The following is a 19694-nucleotide window of genomic DNA, read 5'->3' on the forward strand; positions in this document are numbered from 1 at the left end:
GCGCCCCACGCCCGGGTCGAAGCCAGGATGCGGCACAATGCCCATGACAACAGAGGAACGGAGAAGGTAGTGAGCCAGGTACAGCACGGCCTCGAGGGCGTCGTGGCCTTCGAGACCGAGATCGCGGAGCCCGACAAAGAGGGTTCGGCCCTTCGCTACCGCGGGGTCGACATCGAAGACATCGTCGGGCGGGTCCCGTTCGAGAACGTCTGGGGTCTGCTGATCGACGGCTCGTACGGGCCCGGCCTGCCGCCCGCCGAGGCCTACAACCTGCCGGTGCACACCGGCGACGTTCGCGTCGACGTCCAGGCCGCCATCCCCATGCTCGCACCCGCCTTCGGGTTCGGGCAGACCTACGACATCTCCGACGAGCAGGCCCGCGAGGACCTCGCGCGCGTGGCCGTCATGGTCCTGTCGTACGCCGGCCAGTCCGCTCGCTCCATCCACCTCCCGGTGGTGCCGCAGCGCGAGGTCGACAAGGGCAGCACCCTCGCCGAGAAGTTCCTGATCCGCTGGCGCGGTGAGGCCGACCCGGCTCACGCGCACGCCATCGACGCCTACTGGTCCTCGGCCGCCGAGCACGGTATGAACGCCTCCACCTTCACCGCCCGGGTGATCACCTCCACCGGCGCCGACGTCGCCGCAGCCTTCTCCGGCGCGATCGGCGCGATGAGCGGCCCGCTGCACGGCGGCGCGCCCTCCCGCGTGCTCGGCATGATCGAGGACGTCGAGAAGTCCGGCGACGCGGCCTCCTACGTCAAGGGGCTCCTGGACTCGGGTGAGCGGCTGATGGGCTTCGGCCACCGCGTCTATCGTGCCGAGGACCCGCGTGCGCGCGTGCTGCGTCGCACCGCCCGCGAGCTGAACGCGCCTCGCTACGAGGTCGCCGAGGCGTTGGAGAAGGCGGCTCTGGAAGAGCTTCGCGCTCGCCGCCCCGACCGCGTCCTCGAGACCAACGTCGAGTTCTGGGCAGCCATCGTCCTCGACTTCGCCCAGATCCCGGCCAACATGTTCACCTCGATGTTCACCTGCGCCCGCACGGGTGGCTGGTCCGCCCACATCCTGGAGCAGAAGAAGACCGGCCGGCTGATCCGGCCTTCGGCCATCTACACCGGCCCGGCCCCTCGCCCCGCCGACGCGGTCGAGGGCTGGAACCCCGACTGGGCGAAGTAGCCGCCCGCTGACCCGAGGAACCGACCGGCTCGAGCCGGTCGGTTCCTGCGTTGTGGCGTCAGTTGTCGAGGCGCCGGGCCATGCAGACCACGAGGTCATCGTCCTTGTAGTAGCCGAACGGCTCGACGTCGACGTAGCCCTTGGCCGCATAGAGCCCGATCGCCTCGTGCTGGAGGCCACCGGTGGTGAGGACCATGGCCTCGAAGCCGGCCTCGCGCGCGGAGGCCTCGACGTGGGCGAGCATGCGTTTGGCGAGCCCCTGGCCCTGAGCCTCGGGGACGACGTACATCCGCTTGATCTCGGCGGTCACCACGGTTTCGAACGCGGACTCGCCGGAACGCCGCCAGGCGCCGGAGGCGACCGGGACGTCGTCGAGATAGGCCAGGAAGTAGGCGCCCACGGGCGGCTCGAACATCTCCGGCACCGTCGGGTCGTGGTCGGGCTCGCCGTAGCGTTCGACGTAGAACTCCTGGACCCGGTCGACCAGCCTCGTAGCATCCGGGTGGTCGTAGGCGACCCGGCGAATCTCAACAGACACGTCGGTATTCTGGCCGACGCCCGGGTCTTGCGAGAATGGGTTTATGACGCTGCACATCCCCGCCGACCTCCTGCCCGCCGACGGACGTTTCGGGTCCGGGCCGTCCAAGGTGCCCGCCGGCCGCCTGGAGGTGCTCGCCGCGACCGGGGCGTCGGTGATGGGCACCTCTCACCGTCAGCAGCCGGTGAAGGATCTCGTCCGCCGCGTCCAGTCCGGGCTGGCCGACCTGTTCTCGCTGCCGGAGGACTACGAGGTCGTCATCGGCAACGGTGGCTCGGTCGCGTTCTTCGACCTGGCGACGTACGCCCTGGTGCGCGAGCGCAGCCAGCACGCCGTCTTCGGGGCGTTCGGCAAGAAGTTCCTCTCCGCGGCCAAGGCGGCTCCGTGGCTCGACGACCCGGCGGTGATCTCGGCTGAGCCCGGTGGCCTGGCTGTTCCGTCACACGAGGACGGCGTCGATGTTTACGCCTGGACACATAACGAGACCTCGACGGGTGTGATGGCTCCGGTCGTACGTCCCGCCGGTGCCGGTGCCGACCAGCTCACCATCGTCGACGCGACCTCGGCCGCCGGCGGGCTGCCGCTCGACGTGACCCAGAGCGACGTCTACTACTTCGCGCCGCAGAAGTCGTTCGCCTCAGACGGCGGCCTGTGGCTGGCTCTGCTCTCCCCGGCCGCGATCGCGCGGGCCGAGGAGATCGCGGCGAGCGGTCGACACATCCCGTCGTTCTTCTCGCTGACCGAGGCGATCAAGCAGTCCCGTAGCAATCAGACCGTCAACACCCCGGCCGTCGCCACGCTCCTCCTGATGGCCGAGCAGGTCGACTGGATGAACAACTCGGGCGGGCTCGACGCGATGGTCGCCCGCACCACCGCTTCCTCCGACGCGCTCTACGCGTGGGCCGAGAAGGCGCCGTACGTCCGGCCGTTCGTCGAGGACCCCACCCACCGCTCCCTGGTCGTCGGCACCGTCGAGCTCGACGCCGGCATCGACAAGGATCTCCTCCGGTCGGTTCTGGCGGAGAACGGCGTCGTCGACCTCGACGCCTACCGCGGCGTCGGCACCAACCAGCTCCGGATCGCGATGTACCCCTCCGTCGACGCCGCCGACATCGAGGCCCTCACCACCTGCATCGACTGGGTCGTCGACCGCCTCTGACCCGCCGACTCGGCGCAACTGCCCCACGAACAGTGCCCGAGTCGGCGCAACTGTCCCGACGCGGTTGAGACAGACACGCCGACTCGGCGCTCCTGAGCGGGACAGACGCGCCGACTCGGCGTCAGGAGCTCTTGCGGAAGATGAAGTACGCAGCGACGGCGAGCGCCACGAGCGCGACCGGTCCCAGCGAGCCGCCGGAGTTCGAGTCGCCGTCCGTGCCGCTGTCCTTGTTCTCGGCTTCGTCGCCACCCGCCGACTCGGCCTCCTCGGACGGGGTCGGATCAGCGGTCGGAGACCGCTCGTCGCCGAGCACGTCGCTCACCAGGTCGGGGTCGACGCGGATCACCTCTGCCCGGATGCCCTCACTGGTCACGACGACCTCGCCCGTGGCGGTGACGCCGATGGCCTCGCCCTGCTCCTGGTCGGGCGTCCGGAACGAGCCCACCCGGTCCATCGAGGGCCAGTCGTAGATCGTGGCGGAGTAGTAGCCGCGTACGACCAGGTGCTTGCCGTCGGGGAAGAAGGCGCCGTCCGTGGCCATCGGGATGACGGGGGCGACCTCCGTCAGCCGGTTGGGGCGGTCGGGGTCGAGGCGCTCGGGCACGGCATAGAGCCGCCCGCCTCCCCAGTCCTTCGTGGCGATGAAGACCTGCCCGTCGGGATGGGCCAGCAGCGACTCCGCGTTGTGCGGCCCGTCGGGATAGACGAGCTCGTAGACGGTCGGCGAGACCGTACGCTCACCCCGCCCGACGCGCACCTTCGCGATCCTGATCGAGTCCCAGACGCTGTTGTTGTCGCCGATGTCGCCGACCCAGACGTGCTTGCCGCCCGCGGGCGCGAGCCCTTCGACGTCGACCGGGTCGGCAGCCCAGTGGGTCACGCCGACCGTGGCACCGCTGGAATCGACGGTGAAGACGCGGCCGCTGTCGCCGGAGTCGTTGGTGGTGGCGTACAGGCCCTTCCCGAGCGGGGTCAGCGCGCTGGCCTCGCTGATCGTCGGGTCGGAGAAGGAGAAGAGGACGTCGTCGCCGGCAGCGTGGGCAGGAACGGACGAGATCAGCAGCAGCCCGAGTGCGCCCGCGGCGACGACCGCCTTCATCGTCCGGAGAGCAGCTCGCCGAGCTTCGGACGTACGCCCCACTCGGCCACGAGGTCGTCGTACTCCTTCTTCACCGAGCCGCCCCTGACCGGCGAGCCGGTGCGGATCGCGCGGAGCATGGTGTTGCGCGGGGTGTGCTGGCTCTCCACGAACTGCACGACCTCGACGCGGTAGCCGGCCAGGCGCAGCAGGCTCGCGCGCAGGGCGTCGGTCAGGGTGTCGGCGAAGCGCTCGCGGAGGATGCCGTGGCGGGTGAGCATCGAGTAGGGCACCGGGGTCGGGGCCTTGCGCAGCTGGGCGGCGATGTCGTGGTGGCAGCACGGCGCGGCGAGCACCAGCGGCGCCTCCCACTCGATCGCCCGGGCGAGGGCGTCGTCGGTGGCGGTGTCACAGGCGTGGAGGGCGAGCACCACGTCGGGCTTCTCGTCCAGCTCGACGCCCTCGATCGTCCCGGCCACGAACTCGGCATGCACTCCGAGCTCGGCCGCGATCTTCGAGTTGTGCTCCCGCGACTGCTCCTTGACGTCGACGCCGGTGACGACGACGGGCAGCTCGCGGACCTCGGTGAGGTAGCGCTGGGCGGCGAAGGTCAGGTAACCGTTGCCGGCCCCCAGGTCGATGATCCGCAGCGGCTCCTCGGCGGTCGGCCGGCGGACCTTGCCGGACTTCATCGCGTCGGTCAGGGCCGCGTCGAGCTGGCGCAGGAACTCCTCGACCTGACGGTACTTCGCCTGGCGCGACGGCTTCAGCTTCCCGTCCTTGTCGGAGAGACCGAGCACCCGGAAGACCGGGTCCGACTCCGGCAGCAGCCGCTCCTTCGCCTGGTCGTGGCCGCGTTCGACCTCGACCGGCGCGGTCAGCTCGGTGGTCGAGACGAGGGCGGTCGTCGGCGTCTTCGCCTGGATCTGGGTCTGCTCGGTCGCGGTCGTCACGATCCAGTTGGCGAACGGTTCGTCGAGAAGATCATCCAGTGACGAACTATCTCCTACGGGATGGTTCGCGGTGAACGCCTGGGTCGCGTCGTACGTCGTGATCTGCAGGTGCCGCCCGGCCTTGAGGTCGACGTAGCGGATCTCGGCGCGACGCCACTTCGGCACCGTGCCGCGCTGCTTGCCGGACGCGACCGCCTTGACCAGCTGTTCGGGGTCGAGGATCACCGATCGCATCCGGTTCAGCGCCCGCAGAAGCGGTTCGGACTCCCTGCTCAATTCAGCACCCCGGCAATGACGACCACCAGCAGAAGGGCGACCAGCGCGCCGGGAATGATCATTCGGCGGTAACGCGGGTTCACCGCTTCAGTCTAGGCGTCGGCCGGGCACCAACACCCATCCCCGACCGCGGCACCCGTCAGACCCGCGACGCGAACAGCTCGGCGAGATGCATCGTCGGCACCGAGGCGAGGTCGTCGAGCTGGACGCGACACGACATCCCGTCGGCGAGTACGACCGCGTCGGGATGCGACCGGACAGCCGGAAGAAGATGCGTCTCGGCGACCGCGACCGACACCTCGTAGTGCCCCTCCTCGACACCGAAGTTGCCGGCCAGGCCGCAGCAGCCCGAGACCTTGGTGACCGTCGCACCAGCCCGCTTCAGCAGCGCCTCGTCGACCGCCCAGCCGAGGACGGCGTGCTGGTGGCAGTGCGGCTGCGCGACGACCTCGACGCCGGTCAGGTCGGGCAGCTGCACGCGTCCCTCGCCCACCAACCGGTTCACCAGCTCGGCGAAGGTGAGCATGCCGTCACGTACGACCTCGGCCTCGGGCAGCGCCGAGAGCTCCACCGAGTCCGACCGCAGCGTCGCGGTGCAGGACGGCTCGAGCCCGACGACGGGGACGCCGGAGGAGACATACGGAGCCAGCGTACGAACCGTCTTCTCCATGATCTTCCGAGCATCGTCGAGCTGACCGGTGGTGATCCAGGTGAGGCCACAGCAGGCCTTGTCGCCGATGACGCGTACGTCCAGGCCCTGCGACTGGAGCCACCTGATCGCACCGTGACCGGACTGCGCGAAGAAGTGGTCGGTGAAGGAGTCGGCCCAGATCCAGACGTCGGGGGTCTCGGCGCCGAGGCGGGCGACCGGCGCCGACCGCTTCAGCGTCTTCGGCGCGAACGCCGGGATCGAGCGCCGCTGGTCGATGCCGGCGGTCTTCTTGGCGATCTTCGCCAACGGCGCGACCTTCAGCGAGGCGTTGGCCATCTTGGTGAACGGCGCCGCAAGGCGGGCCCACTTCGGCAGCTGTCCGAGAAGGGCGTGTGAACGCGGCCGCCGCTCCCCGAGGACGTCGTGCTTCTGGTAGAGCGCCTCCGACTTGTACGTCGCCATGTCGATCCCCGTGGGGCAGTCGGACGCACACCCCTTGCAGGCCAGGCACAGGTCGAGCGCCTCACCGACCGCGGGGTCGCCGAGCCCGTCGACGAGCGACCCGTCCAGCGCCTCCTGCAGCACCCGGGCGCGCCCACGGGTCGCGTCCTTCTCCTCGCGGGTGGCGAGGTAGGAGGGGCACATCACCCCGATGGTCTTCGGCGCCACGCACTTGCCGACGCCGGTGCAGCGGTGCACGGCCGCACCCAGGTCACCGGAGTCGTGGATGAGCCGCAGCCCGGTCCGCGGGAGCGCGCGAGGCCGCACCGGACGCAGGTCGTCGGTGATCGACGCGGGTCGCACGATGTTGCCCGGGTTGAGCAGGTCGGACGGGTCACAGATGCCCTTGACCTGCTCGAAGAGCTCGATCGAGGTCTTGTCGTACATCAGAGGCAGCAGCTCCGAGCGCACCCGCCCGTCGCCGTGCTCACCCGAGAGCGAGCCGCCGTAGGTCACCAGCTGGGTGGCGCACGCGGTCATGAACTCCCGGAACACCTGCGCCGACTCCGGCGAGTCCGGCGCGAAGGGGAAGTCGATGCGGCAGTGGATGCAGCCGTCACCGAAGTGACCGTAGGGATAGCCGTGCAGACCGAAGTCAGACAGGATCCCCTCGAAGTCGCGCAGCCACGCGCCGAGGTGCTCCGGCGGGACCGCCGCGTCCTCCCAGCCGGAGTGGGCGGGCGTCGGCAGCGAGACCCCGGCGAGGCCGGCGCCATCCTCCCGGATCCGCCACAGCGCGGCCGCCTCGATGGGATCGACGACCACCCTCGACTCGAGCGCCCCCGACTCGGCAGCGAGGCGTTTCACCAGGTCAGGCGCGTCCTGCCCGGCGACCTCGACCATCAGCCAGCCGGCACCCTTGGGCAGGTCGGGCACCGCCCGGCCCTTGGCGCGCACCAGATCGGCGATCCGGGCGTCCATCCCCTCGCATGCGATCAGCCGTCCCGGCGCCACCTGCAGGAGCGTGGGCACCGCGTCGGCGGCCTCGGCCATCGTCGGGTAACCGAGCACGAGCAGGAGTCGTCCGGGCGAGTCCTCGACGAGTCGCACCGTGGTCTCCAGGACGGTCGCGAGCGTGCCTTCGGACCCGGCCAGGAAGCGGTCGACCCGGCCGCCCTTCTCCGGCAGCAGGTGCTCGAGCGAGTAGCCCGAGACCTGGCGCCCGAAACGCCCGAACTCGGTGCGCACGTGCCCGAGGTTGGCGCCGACAAGTGCCTGGAGCCGCTCGGCGGTCTCCCCGGAGGAGACACCGTCGGCGTAGGCCGCCTGCTCGCCGTTGCCGAAGAGCACGGTCAGCGACTCGATGTTGTCGACGGTGCGTCCGTAGCCCAGCGCACGGTTGCCGCAGGCGTTGTTGCCGATCATCCCGCCGATGGTGCAGCGCGTGTGGGTGGACGGGTCCGGCCCGAACCGCAGCCCGTGCGGAGCGGCGGCGCGCTGCAGATCGGCGTGCACGACGCCCGGATCGATCCGCGCCGTCCGCGCCTCCGGGTCGATCTCGTAGATGGTCCGCAGGTCGCGGGTGTCCACGACGATCCCGGAGCCGACCGCGTTGCCGGCGATCGAGGTGCCCGCACCCCGCATGGTCACCGGAACCCCGACGGATCGAGCCACCGAGTGCACGCCGATCAGCTCGTCGCGGGACTGGGGCCGCACGACGACCGACGGCACGACCCGGTAGAGGCTCGCGTCGCTGGAGTAGAGCGCCCGGGCCAGCGGCGAGTCGTCGACCCGGCTGATCCCCTGGTTGCGCAGCTCATTCACCAGATCCGAGGCAGTCGCATTCACCCGCTCATTGTCACAGACCCCGAGGCCATCGCCGGCCAGCGCCCACCGACGACGCCCGCAACCCGAACCCGTCTCATGTAGCGATATACGACTCTCATATAATGGGACGACCCGCGAGAGGCGGGCCACCCCATACCTCGGAGAGAGACCATGTCCGCCACCCCCGCACCGGCCAACCCGCGCTCCCGCGTGCTCGTCGCCAGTCTCGTCGGAACGACGATCGAGTTCTACGACTTCTACGCGTACGCGACCGCAGCCGTCCTCGTCTTCCCCGCCCTCTTCTTCCCCGCCGGCGACCCGACCACCGCACTCCTGGCGAGCTTCGCCGTCTTCGGCGCCGCGATGGTCGCCCGCCCGGTCGGCGCGATCTTCTTCGGTCACCTCGGCGACCGGCTCGGCCGCAAGACGACCCTGGTGATCTCGCTGCTCACCATGGGCATCGCGACGTTCCTGATCGGCGTGCTCCCGACGTACGCGACGGTCGGGTGGGTCGCCACCGCGCTGCTCGTGCTGATGCGCCTGGCCCAGGGCTTCGCGCTCGGCGGCGAGTGGAGCGGCGCGGCCCTGGTCGCGACCGAGAACGCCCCGGAGGGCAAGCGGGCCATCTTCGGTACGTTCCCGCAGCTCGGCGCGCCGCTGGGCTTCATCCTCTCCAACGGCCTGTTCCTCACCATCGCGGCGCTGCTCTCCGCGGAGGGTGCCGACCCGACCAAGCCGTCCGACGCCTTCCTGGCGTGGGGCTGGCGAGTGCCGTTCCTCTTCTCCGCGGTGATGGTGATCGTCGGTCTGTGGGTCCGGCTGCGCCTGGTCGAGAGCGACGTGTTCACCAAGAGCCAGGACGCCGGCCTGGTCCGCAAGGTCCCGCTGGCCTCGGTCGTGCGCAACCAGGGCAAGCAGCTGGTCCTCGGCACCTTCTTCATGCTGGCGACCTACGTCCTCTTCTACCTGATGACCGCGTTCTCGCTGTCGTTCGGCACCGCCGCCAAGGACCTCCCCGTCCCCGGCCTGGGCTACGGCTACACGACCTTCGTGCTGATGCTGATCTTCGGCGTGATCTTCTTCGGCATCTTCACCATGGTCTCCGGGCCGCTCGCCGAGCGCTTCGGGCGCCGCCGGCTGCTGATCGCGGTCACCCTCGGGATCATCGTCTTCGGCCTCACCTGGGTGCCACTGGTCGACGCCGGCACCCCGGGCGTGCTCCTCTGGCTGGTTCTCGGCTTCTCCCTGATGGGCCTCACCTTCGGGCCGATGGGGGCGCTGCTGCCCGAGCTGTTCCCGACCAGCGTCCGCTACACCGGCTCCGGCGTCTCCTACAACGTCGCCTCCATCCTCGGCGCCGCGGTCGCGCCGTTCATCGCGGTCGCGCTGTGGAAGCAGGCCGACGGCTCGCCCGTCCTGGTCGGCGTCTACCTCTCCGTGATGGCGGTGATCACCCTGATCTCCCTGCTGATCGGCAAGGAGACGAAGGACATCGCCCTCGAGGAGACCGCGGAGAAGGCCACCGCCTGACGGTCTACGGTGGCGAAGTGACCGTCAGGATCCTCTCCGCCACCGACGTACGCAGCATCTTCACGCCGCAGCTCGCGCTTGAGTCCCAGCGAGAGGCGTTCACCCGGCTGGGAGCCGGGGAGGCCGTCCAGCCTCCCCGGCTGCTCGTCCCCGGGCCCGAGGAGTCGGTCTCGTTCTGCTACTCCTCCCGGATCGCCCCCGACGCCCCGGCGGTGAGCAAGTTCGGCAGCGTCAACCCGGCCAACACCGCCCGCGGGCTGGGCGCGGTGCACTCGGTCATCACGGTCCTCGACACCGAGACCGGCGCACCGCGCGCGATCATCAACGGCGACAGCGTCACCGGCCTCCGCACCTCGGCCGCGACCACCCTCGCCATGCAAGAACTCGCTCCCGGTGCCCGCAGCGTCCTCGTCGTGGGCACCGGCGCCCAAGCCCGCGCACACCTCGACGCCTTCACCGTGACGCACCCAGCCGCCGAGCTGAAGATCTTCGGCCGGAACCGGACGGCCGCCACCGAGATCGCCACCCGCCACCGGGCCACCGCGAAGGACGACCTGGAACAGGCCGTACGCAGCGCCGACATCGTCGTCCTCTGCACCTCGTCCCTCACCCCGGTGATCGAGGACGCCTGGGTCACCGACGGGACCGCGGTGGCCAGCGTCGGCTCCTTCGCGCCCGACCGCGTCGAGCTGCCGCCTTCGCTGCTGGCCCGCTCCACCGTCGTCGTCGACCACCGCGCGTCCGCGCTCACCGACTCCGGCCCCGTCGTCGAGGCCGTCGCCTCCGGGTCGGTCGATCCGGACCGCATCGCCGATCTCGGCTCGCTCCTGACCGGCGCCGCCACCCTCACCCGCGACACCACCGGCATCGTCACCTACTTCTCCGTGGGCGTCGGCGTCCAGGACGCCGCCGCGGCAGCGATCATCCTGGTCGCAGCCGAGGAGCGCGATGTCGGCACCCGAGCAGACCTGGACTGAGACCCACGAGACCGACGTCGAGTCGGCTCATCCTGACGCCGATACGTGCCGAGTCGGCGCGTTATGACGAGCCGACTCGACGTTCTTCAGGCAGTCTTCTTCTCGGCGTCGAGAGCCGCGGTGACGACGTCGAGGAGCGGCAGCGTCGCCAGCTCGTCACGGGTCACCCACCGTACGTCGTCGGTGGTGCCGCCCACCTCGACCACTCGTGGCTCCTCGCCGTCGGGGACGGTCGCGGCGAAGATGAGGTGGACGCCGTGGAACTCCTCGTGACGACCGCTCGGCGCGGTGCCGGTGATGTTCACGTCGTGCACGTCGATCAGAGCGCCGACCTCACAGGTGAGACCGCACTCTTCGACGACCTCGCGTGCCAGCGCCTCGCGCGGCTGCTCCCCGAAGTCGACCCCACCGCCAGGCAGCGTCCAGCTGCCCGAGTGATAGCCGAGCGGCGAGATCCGGGTGAGCAGGATCGCGTCGTCGGCATCCCGCGTGATGAACGCGTACGCAGCCAGCCGCTGCATCCGCGCCGGCTTGTGGACCTCGAGGGCATCGGTGACCAGCGGAGACGTCGGGATCTCGCCGCTCACCACCGCGGCGAGTGGCAGCCAGGCGGCCTCCGCGGTGGACCCGTCGACCTCCATCGTCTGCGGCTCGGGAGCGTCATGGGGCACCCAGCCGTCGTAGACGATCCGGATCGCATGGGAGTTGACCCGGCGGCCCAGTCGCCAGGCCTTGGCCTGATGCACGGAGTAGACCCGCGCCTCGATGCCGACCTCGACCGGCACCCCGGCCTCCTCGTAGACCTCACGCACGACCGCGTCGCGCGGGTCCTCGCCGTGGTCGATCCCGCCACCGGGCAGCGTCCACCGCTCCTCCGGCGTGACCTTCTCCGAGAGCCGGCTGAGCAGGATCTCCGGTTCGGCCGCCGCGCCGGCCCGGATGATGACGGCGTACGCCCCCACCCGCTGCACCTTCGGAAGCTTGCGTCGCCGCCCGCTGCGGCCCCGATTCCGCGTCGCCATCAGCTGAACGGAGGTCGGGAGTCGAGGGCGATGGAGCGGCGGCCGGCCCAGCGCCAGACCCTGGCGGCGCGGTCGCGGTCCTCGTCGGTGACCAGGTTGCCCATCCACCGCAGCGCCAGCGTCATCAGCCACTCGGAGCGCATTCCCACAGGTCCGAGAGTGGATACCAGGCGCGGTCGGGTCGCGATCCCGGCCACGCGGCGGGCGATGGAGAACGCCTCGCCGTAGTGCTCACGCAGGGTCGCCGGCCACGCGGTGGCCAGGTCCTCGCCCGCGACGATGGCATCGGCGACCATCCGCCCGGTCTCCAGGCCGTAGTCGATCCCCTCGCCGTTGAGCGGGTTCACGCAGCCGGCCGCGTCGCCGATCAGCGCCCAGTTGGCGCCGGCGACGCCGGAGACCGCGCCACCCATCGGAAGGAGCGCGGACTTCTCCGCCCGCAGCTCACCCTTCAGCCCGAACTCGTCGCGGCACTGCTCGGTGTAGTGGCGCATCAGCGGCTTGATCGCGACGTCCGCGGGCCGCTTCGAGGTGGCCAGCGCACCGGCGCCGATGTTCACCTCGCCGGACCCCAGCGGGAAGATCCAGCCGTAGCCCGGCAGCGCCTCGCCGGACTCGTCACGCAGCTCGAGGTGGGAGGAGATCCACTCGTCGTCGGCCTGGTCGGAGGCGATGTAGGCCCTCCCGGCGACGCCGTAGACGGTGTCCCGGTGCCACTCGCGGCCCAGCACCTTGCCCAGCGGCGAGCGCACGCCGTCGGCCACCACGACCGACCGGCAGGCCACTTCGTGACCGCCCTCGAAGATCACCGCAGCGATCCGGGAACCGTCCCACCGCACGTCGACCGCGCGCACGCCGTCGACCGCGGTCGCGCCGGACTTGATCGCCACGGTGCGCAGGTGGTCGTCGAGCTCGGTGCGCGGCACGGCGGACCCCCACGACGGCAGCGTCCCACCGGGCCACGGCAGGTGCAGCGTCTGCCCGAACCCGTGCGCCCGTAAGCCCTTCGAGACCGGGTGCGCACGCAGCCAGTCCTCCAGCCCGAGCCGGATCAGCTCGTGGGTCGCGCGCGGGGTCAGCCCGTCGCCACAGGTCTTGTCACGCGGGAAGACGGCCGCGTCGGTCAGCAGCACATCGACCCCGGCACGCGCCAGCCAGGCCGCCGCGGCCGAGCCCGCAGGCCCTGCCCCCACGACGAGCACGTCAGCTGACTGCGGAAGGGACGACGTCATGCGCATATCTTCCCAGACCCACCACACGACCGGTCAGAGAACCCTCACCTCCGCCCGGGAGCGGCAGCCTGCTAGGTTATTGCAAGTTGTTCGCATTAGTCCTCGGCGCAGTCTCGGAAGGCCCCCACGTGCACGACCCACTCGGCGTACTCACCCGTCGCCGGCGCGCCGTCATCTGGCTCCTGGGCCTCCTGGCAGCCGCCGTGGCGACGGTCGTCGTCGCGGTCGGGCTGGGCGCTGCGTACGTCACGCCGGGGACGGTCGCCCAGATCCTCGGCCACCACCTCCTCGGCCTGCCCGAGGCCGGCTGGAAGGCCACCGAGGAGGCGATCGTATGGAAGGTACGCCTCCCCCGCGTGCTCCTGGGCGCGCTGGTCGGCTCAGGCCTGGCCATCACCGGCATGGCGCTGCAGGCGATGGTCCGCAACATGCTGGCCGACCCCTACCTGCTCGGGATCAACTCCGGCGCCTCCAGCGGCGCCGCGGCTGTGATCCTGTTCGGCGCGGGCACCGGGCTGGGAGCGTACGCACTGCCCGGCTCCGCCTTCCTCGGTGCTCTCGCGGCGTCGTTCCTGGTGTTCGCGCTGGCCCGCAGCGGTGGCCGGGTCACCTCGTTGCGGCTGCTGCTCTCCGGAGTCGCGGTCGGCTACCTGCTCTACGGCCTGACCAGCTTCCTGATCTTCGCCTCGGGCTCCGCCGAGGGCGCCCGGTCGGTGATGTTCTGGCTGCTCGGCTCGCTCGGCCTGGCCCAGTGGGACGGCCTGCTCGCCGTCGTGGCCGTCGCGGTCGCCACCGCGATCGCACTACTCACACTCGCCGGACGCGGCCTCGACGCGCTCGCCATCGGCGACGAGACCGCTCACACCCTCGGCATCTCCCCCGACCGCTTCCGCACCCTGCTGCTGGTCGTCGTGGCGCTGACCGTCGGGGTGGTCGTCTCGGCCGCCGGCAGCATCGGCTTCGTCGGGCTGGTGGTGCCGCACCTGGCCCGCCGCGCCGTCGGCTCCGCCCATGCCGTGGCCGTCCCGGCGGCCGCGCTCATGGGCGCGATCCTGCTGGTCTGGGCCGACGTACTGGCCCGTGTCCTGCTCCAGCCCCAGGAGATCCCGATCGGGATCGTCACCGCGCTCCTGGGAGCCCCGTTCCTCATCGTCCTCATCCGGCGCTTCTCGGCGCGCGACGTCTGACCACCACCCGCCCGACCCGCCACCAGGAGCCCGACATGATCCGCCCCACGATCGCCACCGCCGCCCTCGTGCTGGCCACGACCACGGCGTGCGGTGCCGACGCCGCCGGCACCGTGGCTGCCGAAGACGGCTTCCCGGTCACCCTCGAGAACTGCGGCGCCGAGGTCACCTTCGACGCGCCACCGGAGCGCATCGTGATGCTGAAGAGCTCCGCGGTGCCCTACCTGCACGCGCTCGGCGTGATGGACCAGGTCGTGGCCCGGGCCGGCGACTACCCGGCCGACTACTACGACCCCGCGACGCAGGCCGAGCTCGACGAGATCCCGCTGCTCACCGACGAGATGGACACCAGCGGCCATCTGCAGATCTCCAAGGAGGTCGTGATCGCCGAGGAGCCCGACCTGGTCCTCGGCGAGGTGGACAACCTCTCCCGGGACACCCTCGACGCCGTCGACATCGACCTGCTCGAGGAGCCGGCGATGTGCCCCGAAGGGGTCGAACATCCTGGTTTCGACGATGTCTACAGCCAGCTCGAGGCCTACGGCCGAGTCTTCGACAAGAGGGACGACGCCGCCAAGGCTGTCGCTGACCTGCGCAAACGGGTGACCGAGCTGGAGACGGAGAAGGTCGGCGAGGGACGTACGGCGGCAGTTCTCTATCCCACCGTCGGCGGCGGCGTCACCTACGCCTACGGCACCCGCTCGATGGCCCACCCGCAGCTGGAGGCGGCCGGGTTCGAGGACGTCTTCGCCGACGTCGACGAGCGGGTCTTCGAGGTCTCGACCGAGGACCTTCTCGAGCGCGACCCCGACGTGATCATCCTGCTCCACAACGCCGGCGACCCGGCCGAGGTCGAGAAGTCGCTCACCCAGCTCGCCGGCGCCGAGGACCTCACCGCGGTCCGGAACGGCGACCTGATGGCCCAGCTGTTCAACTTCACCGAGCCTCCCTCGGCCCTCTCGGTCGACGGACTGGAGCGGATCATCGACAGGTTCGGGCAGTGATCGAGGCCGGCGGGCTGTCCTGGACGTACGGCACCACCACCATCCTCGAGGACGTCGACCTCGACTCCCACGAGGGCCGCGTCCTGGGTCTGATCGGGCCGAACGGCAGCGGCAAGACCACCCTGCTGCGGATGCTCTACGGCGCCCTCCGCGGCAACGGCACCGTCGAGATCGACGGCGACGACCTCGGCCGGCTGCCGGCGAAGGAGGTCGCCCGGCGCCTGGCCGTCGTCGTCCAGGAATCCGGCACGGACACGTCCCTGACCGCCGGCGAGATGGTGCTGCTGGGACGTACGCCGCACCTGTCCGCCTTCGCCAGAGCCGGTGAGCACGACCTGGCGATCGCCGCGGACTGCCTCGAGCGGGTGGGCGGCACCCACCTCGCTCCGCGCTCCTTCGCCGCTCTCTCCGGGGGCGAGCGACAGCGGGTGCTCATCGCCCGGGCACTGGCCCAGGAGGCGAGCCACCTGCTCCTCGACGAGCCGACCAACCACCTCGACATCCGCTACCAGCACGAGATCCTCTCCCTGGTGCGCAAGCTCCGCGCTCCGCGCGGTCACTCCCTCGCTCGGCACGAGCGGACGAGCAAGCTCGCCGCTCGACCTCACTCCGGTCGTCTCGGCACCACGGCGATCGTGGTGCTCCACGACCTCAACCTGGCGGCCCGCTACTGCGACGACCTGGTGCTGCTCGACCAGCGCCGAGTGGCTGCGCGCGGCACCGTCGACGAGGTGCTCCGTCCCGAGATCCTGGAGCCGGTCTACGGCATCGGCATCGAGAGGCTCGAGCTGCGCGAGGAGATCCACCTCCTCTTCCGCCCCTCGAGCTGATCCTCAGATCTCCGGGGCCGCCTCGACCCGGGTCTCCGACGCCGCCTCGTCGTCCGGGTCGACGCCGGGAAGGTGTGCCTCCCAGAGCTCCACGTCCATCACGTACAGCCGCAACGACGCCTCTCCGCGCAGCTCCTCGGGCCGGAACGCCCGGGCCGTACCGACCAGCCGATGGAACGCCACCGCGCACCGCTTCTCGAGCTCGAAGTCAGGCACCTGGCGGGCCATCCCGGTGACGTACGCCGCGCTCGCGCCCGACCCGGGCGGGACCGAGGAGTCGAAGATGACCCCGGCCACGCGCGGGTCGCGCACGATGTTGCGGGAGTGCTGGGCGTCGGGCGCCGAGACCCAGTAGAGGTCCCGATAGCCGTCGTGAGAGAAGTAGACCGGCGACGTACGCGGCCGCCCGTCGGGATCCGAGGTCGCCAGCACCAGATAGGCGACGCTGTCGACGATCCCACGGACGTGTCTGTCCAGATCAGCTGCCATACCCCAGAGGGTAGGCGACTTTCTTACTCGTGACCTGCGTATATACGCGGCAGCTTGTAGCCGTGCTCGGCCAGCACCTCGCGCAGCACGTCCGGCTTGTCGGTGATCAGCCCGTCGACCCCGAGCCCGATCAGGTGCTCCATGGTGGCGACGTCGTCCACCGTCCACGGCACGACCGCGATCCCGCGCGCATGTGCCGCATCGACCAGCGCCTGGGTCGTGAACGGCACGTAGCCCGGGTCCGACACCGAGCCGCCCTGCGGGTCGCCGTGAACCGGCGACACCGCGTCCGCCCCGAACGAGTCCGCGGCCGCGACGTACCTCTCCTGCAGCGACCCCTCGAAGTCGTCGATGTCGATCCCGCCCAACCACGGCGAGGCGCCCGGCCGTCCCTGCTGGAGGAACTGCTGCCCATTGGTCAGGGCGACGATCGGCAGCCGTGGCTCGACCTCGCGGAACCGCTTCAGCGCACCCCAGTCGAAGCTCTGGATGGTGACCTGGTTGCGGATGTGTGCGCGCCTGATCTCGGCCAGAACGACGCGTACGAACTGCTCGCGGGGCGCGGTCTGCTCCGGCGCCCCGGCCTCCACCTTGGTCTCCACATTCAGCGTGACCTGCCCGGCGTGGTAGCTGTTGACCAGCGCGAACACCTCCGAGAGCAGCGGCATCCGCTCCCCCGGCGACAGCTCCTGCCGGGGGAACTGCGGCTGGCGCAGCGAGCCACAGTCGATCGTGCGCACCTGGGCGAGCGTCAGGTCCTTGATGTAGGTCCGGTTCGGCACGTACGGGAACTCGGGGTCGCCCGGGAACGCCGGTGCGGTGTCGACGCACTTGGCCGGGTGAGGGTCCCGGTCATGGGTCACGACCGCGTGGCCGTCCTCGGTGATCTGCACGTCGAGCTCGAGGGTGCTCACACCCAGCTCGAGCGCCCGCGCGAAGGCCGGCAGCGTGTTCTCCACGGTCAGTGCGATGCCACCGCGGTGCGCCTGGAGGTCGAAGGTACGTGGATCGCTCCCGGCGTACGCCGGGGTGACGGCAGAGCTCGCCAGGAGCGCCGCGGTAACGAGGAGGCCTGCTCGGACACGTCTCATGCCCGCCAGGATCTCGGCTCCGGATGGCCGCTAGTGGAACGCTCGATGAGACAGGAGCGACACGTTCTTGTCGGCACACCCGGTCGTCTTGTGACGGACGAACTGGGAGTCGTAGGAATCCGGAACGTAGACCCGGAACCCGTCCACCTCGGTCGGCTTGCACTCCGAGGCCGGGTAGTTCTCGGCGGTCGACTCCGCGACCGCGCTCACCGCCACCTGGCCCGGCTTCATGATGACCTTGCGCCAGGTGCCCTCGCGCTCCGCCGGCGCACCGATCTGGGTGCCGTCGCCGCCCCCGACGTAGGAGAGTCCGCCGAAACCACCCAGTGAGCACGCGTGGTCGGAGACGTTGGTCAGGGTGATCTCGCCGAACCTCGACCCTGCACCCGCCTCGGTGGCGCGATAGCCGGCCTTCAGGTCGGCGTTGGCGCACTTCGGCGTCACCGGATCCGGTGACCCGGGATCGGCAGCCCGAGACTCAGTCCTCACCGGCGAACCCCCCGTGGCCGCCGGTGAGGACTGAGTCGGGGACGATGACGCACTGCTTCCCGAGGTGGGATCCGCGGTCCCGGAGGCAGATGGTGAAGAGTCGACCGCCCCGTCCTTCGTCGACCCGCAACCTCCCACCGCGAGCACGCCGAGGATCCAGACGCCGACCACCATCAGCCGTAGGTGCCGCATCTTTGCTCCTCGAGTAGCAGATGCCAGCTAGATAACCCAGCCAGTTAACTCATCGTCCTACCCCTGAGACGCGTGGACCTCAGGGTTCGTTGCGTCCGATCCCGAGAAAATCTCAGACCCTGTCGTCGTACGCCGTGCGGGCCTCGTCCACCTCGGCCATGTGCTCCTCGGCCCACTCCTTGAGGTGGGCGAGGACGGGCAGCAGCGTGTGCCCCAGCGGCGTCAGCTCGTAGTCGGTCCGCACCGGCACCGACGGCGTCACCGTGCGGGTCAGCAGGCCGTCACGCTCCATCCTGCGAAGCGACTGGGTCAGCATCTTCTGGCTGACGCCTTCGATGTGCGAGGCCAGCTCCGAATACCTCAACGGCCCGCGGAGACCCAGCGCGACGATCGCCAGGCTCACCCACTTGTCGCCGATCGTGTCCAGCAGCCGCCGGCTCGGACACAACGCCGAGAACGCGTCGAACCCGCTGTGCTCGAATTCGCTGGGCCGCTCGGCCGTCGTCGTCCCCATGGCAGACCTCCAGGTGCGTACGCCACTTCAAAGTGCCTTCTTCCCAGAAGAGAGTAGGGCACCGAAAGTAGTGCATGCAACCAGTCGACCACACCAGAGGACGAAACACCATGTACGCACTCATCTCCCGCGCCGGCGACCCGACCCCGCACCTCGAGGAGCTCCCGGCCCAGCCGCTCGGCTCTGGCGAGATCCGGATCGAGGTGGCTGCCGCCGGCTTCACACTCTTCGACGCCTTCGTCGCCGCCGACCATGCCCCCATCGGCCTTCCCGATGTGATCGGCCTCGGTTTCGACTTCAGCGGTGTCGTCACCGAGGTCGGTCAGGCGGTCTCCGGGTTCGCCGTCGGGGACCGGGTCGCCGGATTCCACGGCGACCCCGCCGCTGGCGCCCGTGCCCACGCCACCGAGGTCGTGCTCGCGGCCACCGACGCGGCGAAACTGCCCGACGGCCTCTCCCTCGAGGCCGCCGCCGCAGCCCCGCTCAACGCACTCACCGCCCGCCAGGCGCTCGACCTCCTCGGTCCCGAGCGCGGCAGCCTGCTCATCACCGGAGCCGCCGGCGGCGTCGGCCTGTGGGCACTGGCTCTTGCGAAGGCCGACGGCTGGAGGGTCGACGCCGTCGTACGTCCCGGCACCGAGCACCTCGCCACCGGCGCCGACCACGCCATCACCGAGATCGAGCCGCACGCGCACGATGCCGTACTGGACCTCGCCGCGCTCAACGGCCCGGCACTTGCAGGCGTACGCGACGGCGGCCGCTACATCAGCGTCAAGCCCGGGCGGGCGCCGGAGCCCGAGCGCGACATCGAGGTCTCGACCGTGATGAGCCACGCCGACGGGGCGACTCTCACCGACCTGCTCCGGTTGGCGGCCGACGGCACGGTGCCGACCCGGATCGCCGCGACCCGTCCGCTCAGCAAGGCCGCCGAGGCTTACCAGGAGGCGACGGCGGCGCCCGGGTCCGACGGACGCTGGCTGCTGATTCCGTGACGTACTGGATCTCGACGCGACAAGGCCCCGCCAGGCAAGCCTGGCGGG

At 70.5% G+C, this 19694-nt stretch carries 18 protein-coding genes; 8 read left to right on the plus strand and 10 right to left on the minus strand.

What is annotated here, in order from left to right; genetic code table 11:
• The first annotated feature begins 27 nt into the window (after nt 1-27).
• The gene (locus tag ACFVDI_RS06560) at nt 28-1173 is read left to right on the plus strand and encodes a citrate synthase 2 (RefSeq protein WP_378901811.1); all 1146 of its coding nucleotides are present in this window, start codon (nt 28-30) and stop codon (nt 1171-1173) included.
• Nucleotides 1174-1231: 58 nt separating this feature from the next.
• On the opposite strand, the gene ACFVDI_RS06565 is transcribed toward ACFVDI_RS06560, so the two are convergent.
• Nucleotides 1232-1711, minus strand: coding sequence for a GNAT family N-acetyltransferase (locus ACFVDI_RS06565; RefSeq protein ID WP_378901814.1), 480 nt, complete (start codon nt 1709-1711; stop codon nt 1232-1234).
• 43 nt (nt 1712-1754) lie between these two features.
• Here ACFVDI_RS06565 and serC point away from each other — a divergent pair, with 43 nt between their 5' ends.
• A complete protein-coding gene (gene serC / locus ACFVDI_RS06570; protein WP_378901817.1) occupies nt 1755-2870 on the plus strand; it encodes a phosphoserine transaminase in 1116 nt (371 codons plus the stop codon).
• A gap of 121 nt (nt 2871-2991) precedes the next feature.
• On the opposite strand, the gene ACFVDI_RS06575 is transcribed toward serC, so the two are convergent.
• The 3 genes from ACFVDI_RS06575 to ACFVDI_RS06585 all read right to left on the minus strand — a co-directional run bounded on the left by ACFVDI_RS06575 (nt 2992) and on the right by ACFVDI_RS06585 (nt 8118).
• Nucleotides 2992-3969, minus strand: coding sequence for a hypothetical protein (locus ACFVDI_RS06575; RefSeq protein ID WP_378901820.1), 978 nt, complete (start codon nt 3967-3969; stop codon nt 2992-2994).
• On the minus strand, nt 3966-5177 hold the full coding sequence (locus tag ACFVDI_RS06580; protein ID WP_378901823.1) for a class I SAM-dependent methyltransferase: 1212 nt from the start codon (nt 5175-5177) through the stop codon (nt 3966-3968). The genes ACFVDI_RS06575 and ACFVDI_RS06580 overlap by 4 nt, the downstream gene beginning before the upstream one ends.
• A gap of 139 nt (nt 5178-5316) precedes the next feature.
• Nucleotides 5317-8118: an FAD-binding and (Fe-S)-binding domain-containing protein gene (locus tag ACFVDI_RS06585; RefSeq protein WP_378901826.1), complete on the minus strand. Its 2802-nt coding sequence runs from the start codon at nt 8116-8118 to the stop codon at nt 5317-5319.
• 150 nt (nt 8119-8268) lie between these two features.
• On the opposite strand from ACFVDI_RS06585, the gene ACFVDI_RS06590 reads away from it, so the two are divergent.
• Nucleotides 8269-9627, plus strand: coding sequence for an MFS transporter (locus ACFVDI_RS06590; protein ID WP_378901829.1), 1359 nt, complete (start codon nt 8269-8271; stop codon nt 9625-9627).
• Nucleotides 9628-9644: 17 nt separating this feature from the next.
• On the plus strand, nt 9645-10604 hold the full coding sequence (locus tag ACFVDI_RS06595) for an ornithine cyclodeaminase family protein (RefSeq protein ID WP_378901832.1): 960 nt from the start codon (nt 9645-9647) through the stop codon (nt 10602-10604).
• A gap of 86 nt (nt 10605-10690) precedes the next feature.
• Here the strand turns inward: ACFVDI_RS06595 and ACFVDI_RS06600 are convergent, their stop codons facing one another.
• Both ACFVDI_RS06600 and ACFVDI_RS06605 read right to left on the minus strand, forming a co-directional pair.
• Nucleotides 10691-11626, minus strand: a complete 936-nt coding sequence (locus ACFVDI_RS06600) for an NUDIX domain-containing protein (protein WP_378901835.1) — start codon at nt 11624-11626, stop codon at nt 10691-10693.
• Nucleotides 11626-12858, minus strand: a complete 1233-nt coding sequence (locus ACFVDI_RS06605) for a geranylgeranyl reductase family protein (protein ID WP_378901838.1) — start codon at nt 12856-12858, stop codon at nt 11626-11628. Before ACFVDI_RS06605 ends, ACFVDI_RS06600 begins: the two co-directional genes overlap by 1 nt.
• A 128-nt stretch (nt 12859-12986) precedes the next feature.
• Between ACFVDI_RS06605 and ACFVDI_RS06610 the strand changes: the two genes are divergently transcribed.
• From ACFVDI_RS06610 to ACFVDI_RS06620, 3 genes are read left to right on the plus strand one after another with little or no spacing between them, the layout of a single operon-like run.
• Nucleotides 12987-14045 (plus strand): FecCD family ABC transporter permease, encoded by a 1059-nt coding sequence (locus ACFVDI_RS06610; RefSeq protein WP_378901840.1) that lies wholly within the window; start codon nt 12987-12989, stop codon nt 14043-14045.
• A 35-nt stretch (nt 14046-14080) separates the two neighbouring features.
• The gene (locus ACFVDI_RS06615; protein ID WP_378901843.1) at nt 14081-15049 is read left to right on the plus strand and encodes an ABC transporter substrate-binding protein; all 969 of its coding nucleotides are present in this window, start codon (nt 14081-14083) and stop codon (nt 15047-15049) included.
• Nucleotides 15046-15879: an ABC transporter ATP-binding protein gene (locus tag ACFVDI_RS06620; protein ID WP_378901846.1), complete on the plus strand. Its 834-nt coding sequence runs from the start codon at nt 15046-15048 to the stop codon at nt 15877-15879. The genes ACFVDI_RS06615 and ACFVDI_RS06620 overlap by 4 nt, the downstream gene beginning before the upstream one ends.
• A 3-nt stretch (nt 15880-15882) precedes the next feature.
• Here ACFVDI_RS06620 and ACFVDI_RS06625 read toward each other — a convergent pair whose 3' ends face one another.
• The 4 genes from ACFVDI_RS06625 to ACFVDI_RS06640 all read right to left on the minus strand — a co-directional run bounded on the left by ACFVDI_RS06625 (nt 15883) and on the right by ACFVDI_RS06640 (nt 18654).
• On the minus strand, nt 15883-16368 hold the full coding sequence (locus ACFVDI_RS06625; RefSeq protein WP_378901849.1) for a pyridoxamine 5'-phosphate oxidase family protein: 486 nt from the start codon (nt 16366-16368) through the stop codon (nt 15883-15885).
• A gap of 23 nt (nt 16369-16391) precedes the next feature.
• Nucleotides 16392-17459 carry a glycerophosphodiester phosphodiesterase family protein gene (locus ACFVDI_RS06630; protein WP_378901852.1) on the minus strand — a complete coding sequence of 356 codons (1068 nt, stop codon included), beginning with the start codon at nt 17457-17459 and terminating at the stop codon, nt 16392-16394.
• A 30-nt stretch (nt 17460-17489) separates the two neighbouring features.
• Nucleotides 17490-17948 carry a DUF4232 domain-containing protein gene (locus ACFVDI_RS06635; protein WP_378901855.1) on the minus strand — a complete coding sequence of 153 codons (459 nt, stop codon included), beginning with the start codon at nt 17946-17948 and terminating at the stop codon, nt 17490-17492.
• Between the two features lie 304 nt (nt 17949-18252).
• The gene (locus tag ACFVDI_RS06640) at nt 18253-18654 is read right to left on the minus strand and encodes a winged helix-turn-helix transcriptional regulator (protein WP_378901858.1); all 402 of its coding nucleotides are present in this window, start codon (nt 18652-18654) and stop codon (nt 18253-18255) included.
• Nucleotides 18655-18764: 110 nt separating this feature from the next.
• Between ACFVDI_RS06640 and ACFVDI_RS06645 the strand changes: the two genes are divergently transcribed.
• On the plus strand, nt 18765-19646 hold the full coding sequence (locus ACFVDI_RS06645; protein WP_378901861.1) for an alcohol dehydrogenase catalytic domain-containing protein: 882 nt from the start codon (nt 18765-18767) through the stop codon (nt 19644-19646).
• Nucleotides 19647-19694 lie beyond the last annotated feature (48 nt).

The organism is Nocardioides sp. NPDC057767, assembly GCF_042798275.1.
Lineage (GTDB): Bacteria > Actinomycetota > Actinomycetes > Propionibacteriales > Nocardioidaceae > Nocardioides.

Bases quoted from the DNA above. Each gene is read 5' to 3' on its own strand.
- ACFVDI_RS06560 (WP_378901811.1), top strand. From the start codon at position 28: ATGCGGCACAATGCCCATGACAACAGAGGAACGGAGAAGGTAGTGAGC.
- serC (WP_378901817.1), top strand. From the start codon at position 1,755: ATGACGCTGCACATCCCCGCCGACCTCCTGCCCGCCGACGGACGTTTC.
- ACFVDI_RS06575 (WP_378901820.1), bottom strand. From the start codon at position 3,969: ATGAAGGCGGTCGTCGCCGCGGGCGCACTCGGGCTGCTGCTGATCTCG.
- ACFVDI_RS06590 (WP_378901829.1), top strand. From the start codon at position 8,269: ATGTCCGCCACCCCCGCACCGGCCAACCCGCGCTCCCGCGTGCTCGTC.
- ACFVDI_RS06600 (WP_378901835.1), bottom strand. From the start codon at position 11,626: ATGGCGACGCGGAATCGGGGCCGCAGCGGGCGGCGACGCAAGCTTCCG.
- ACFVDI_RS06605 (WP_378901838.1), bottom strand. From the start codon at position 12,858: ATGACGTCGTCCCTTCCGCAGTCAGCTGACGTGCTCGTCGTGGGGGCA.
- ACFVDI_RS06615 (WP_378901843.1), top strand. From the start codon at position 14,081: ATGATCCGCCCCACGATCGCCACCGCCGCCCTCGTGCTGGCCACGACC.
- ACFVDI_RS06625 (WP_378901849.1), bottom strand. From the start codon at position 16,368: ATGGCAGCTGATCTGGACAGACACGTCCGTGGGATCGTCGACAGCGTC.
- ACFVDI_RS06630 (WP_378901852.1), bottom strand. From the start codon at position 17,459: ATGAGACGTGTCCGAGCAGGCCTCCTCGTTACCGCGGCGCTCCTGGCG.
- ACFVDI_RS06640 (WP_378901858.1), bottom strand. From the start codon at position 18,654: ATGGGGACGACGACGGCCGAGCGGCCCAGCGAATTCGAGCACAGCGGG.
- ACFVDI_RS06645 (WP_378901861.1), top strand. From the start codon at position 18,765: ATGTACGCACTCATCTCCCGCGCCGGCGACCCGACCCCGCACCTCGAG.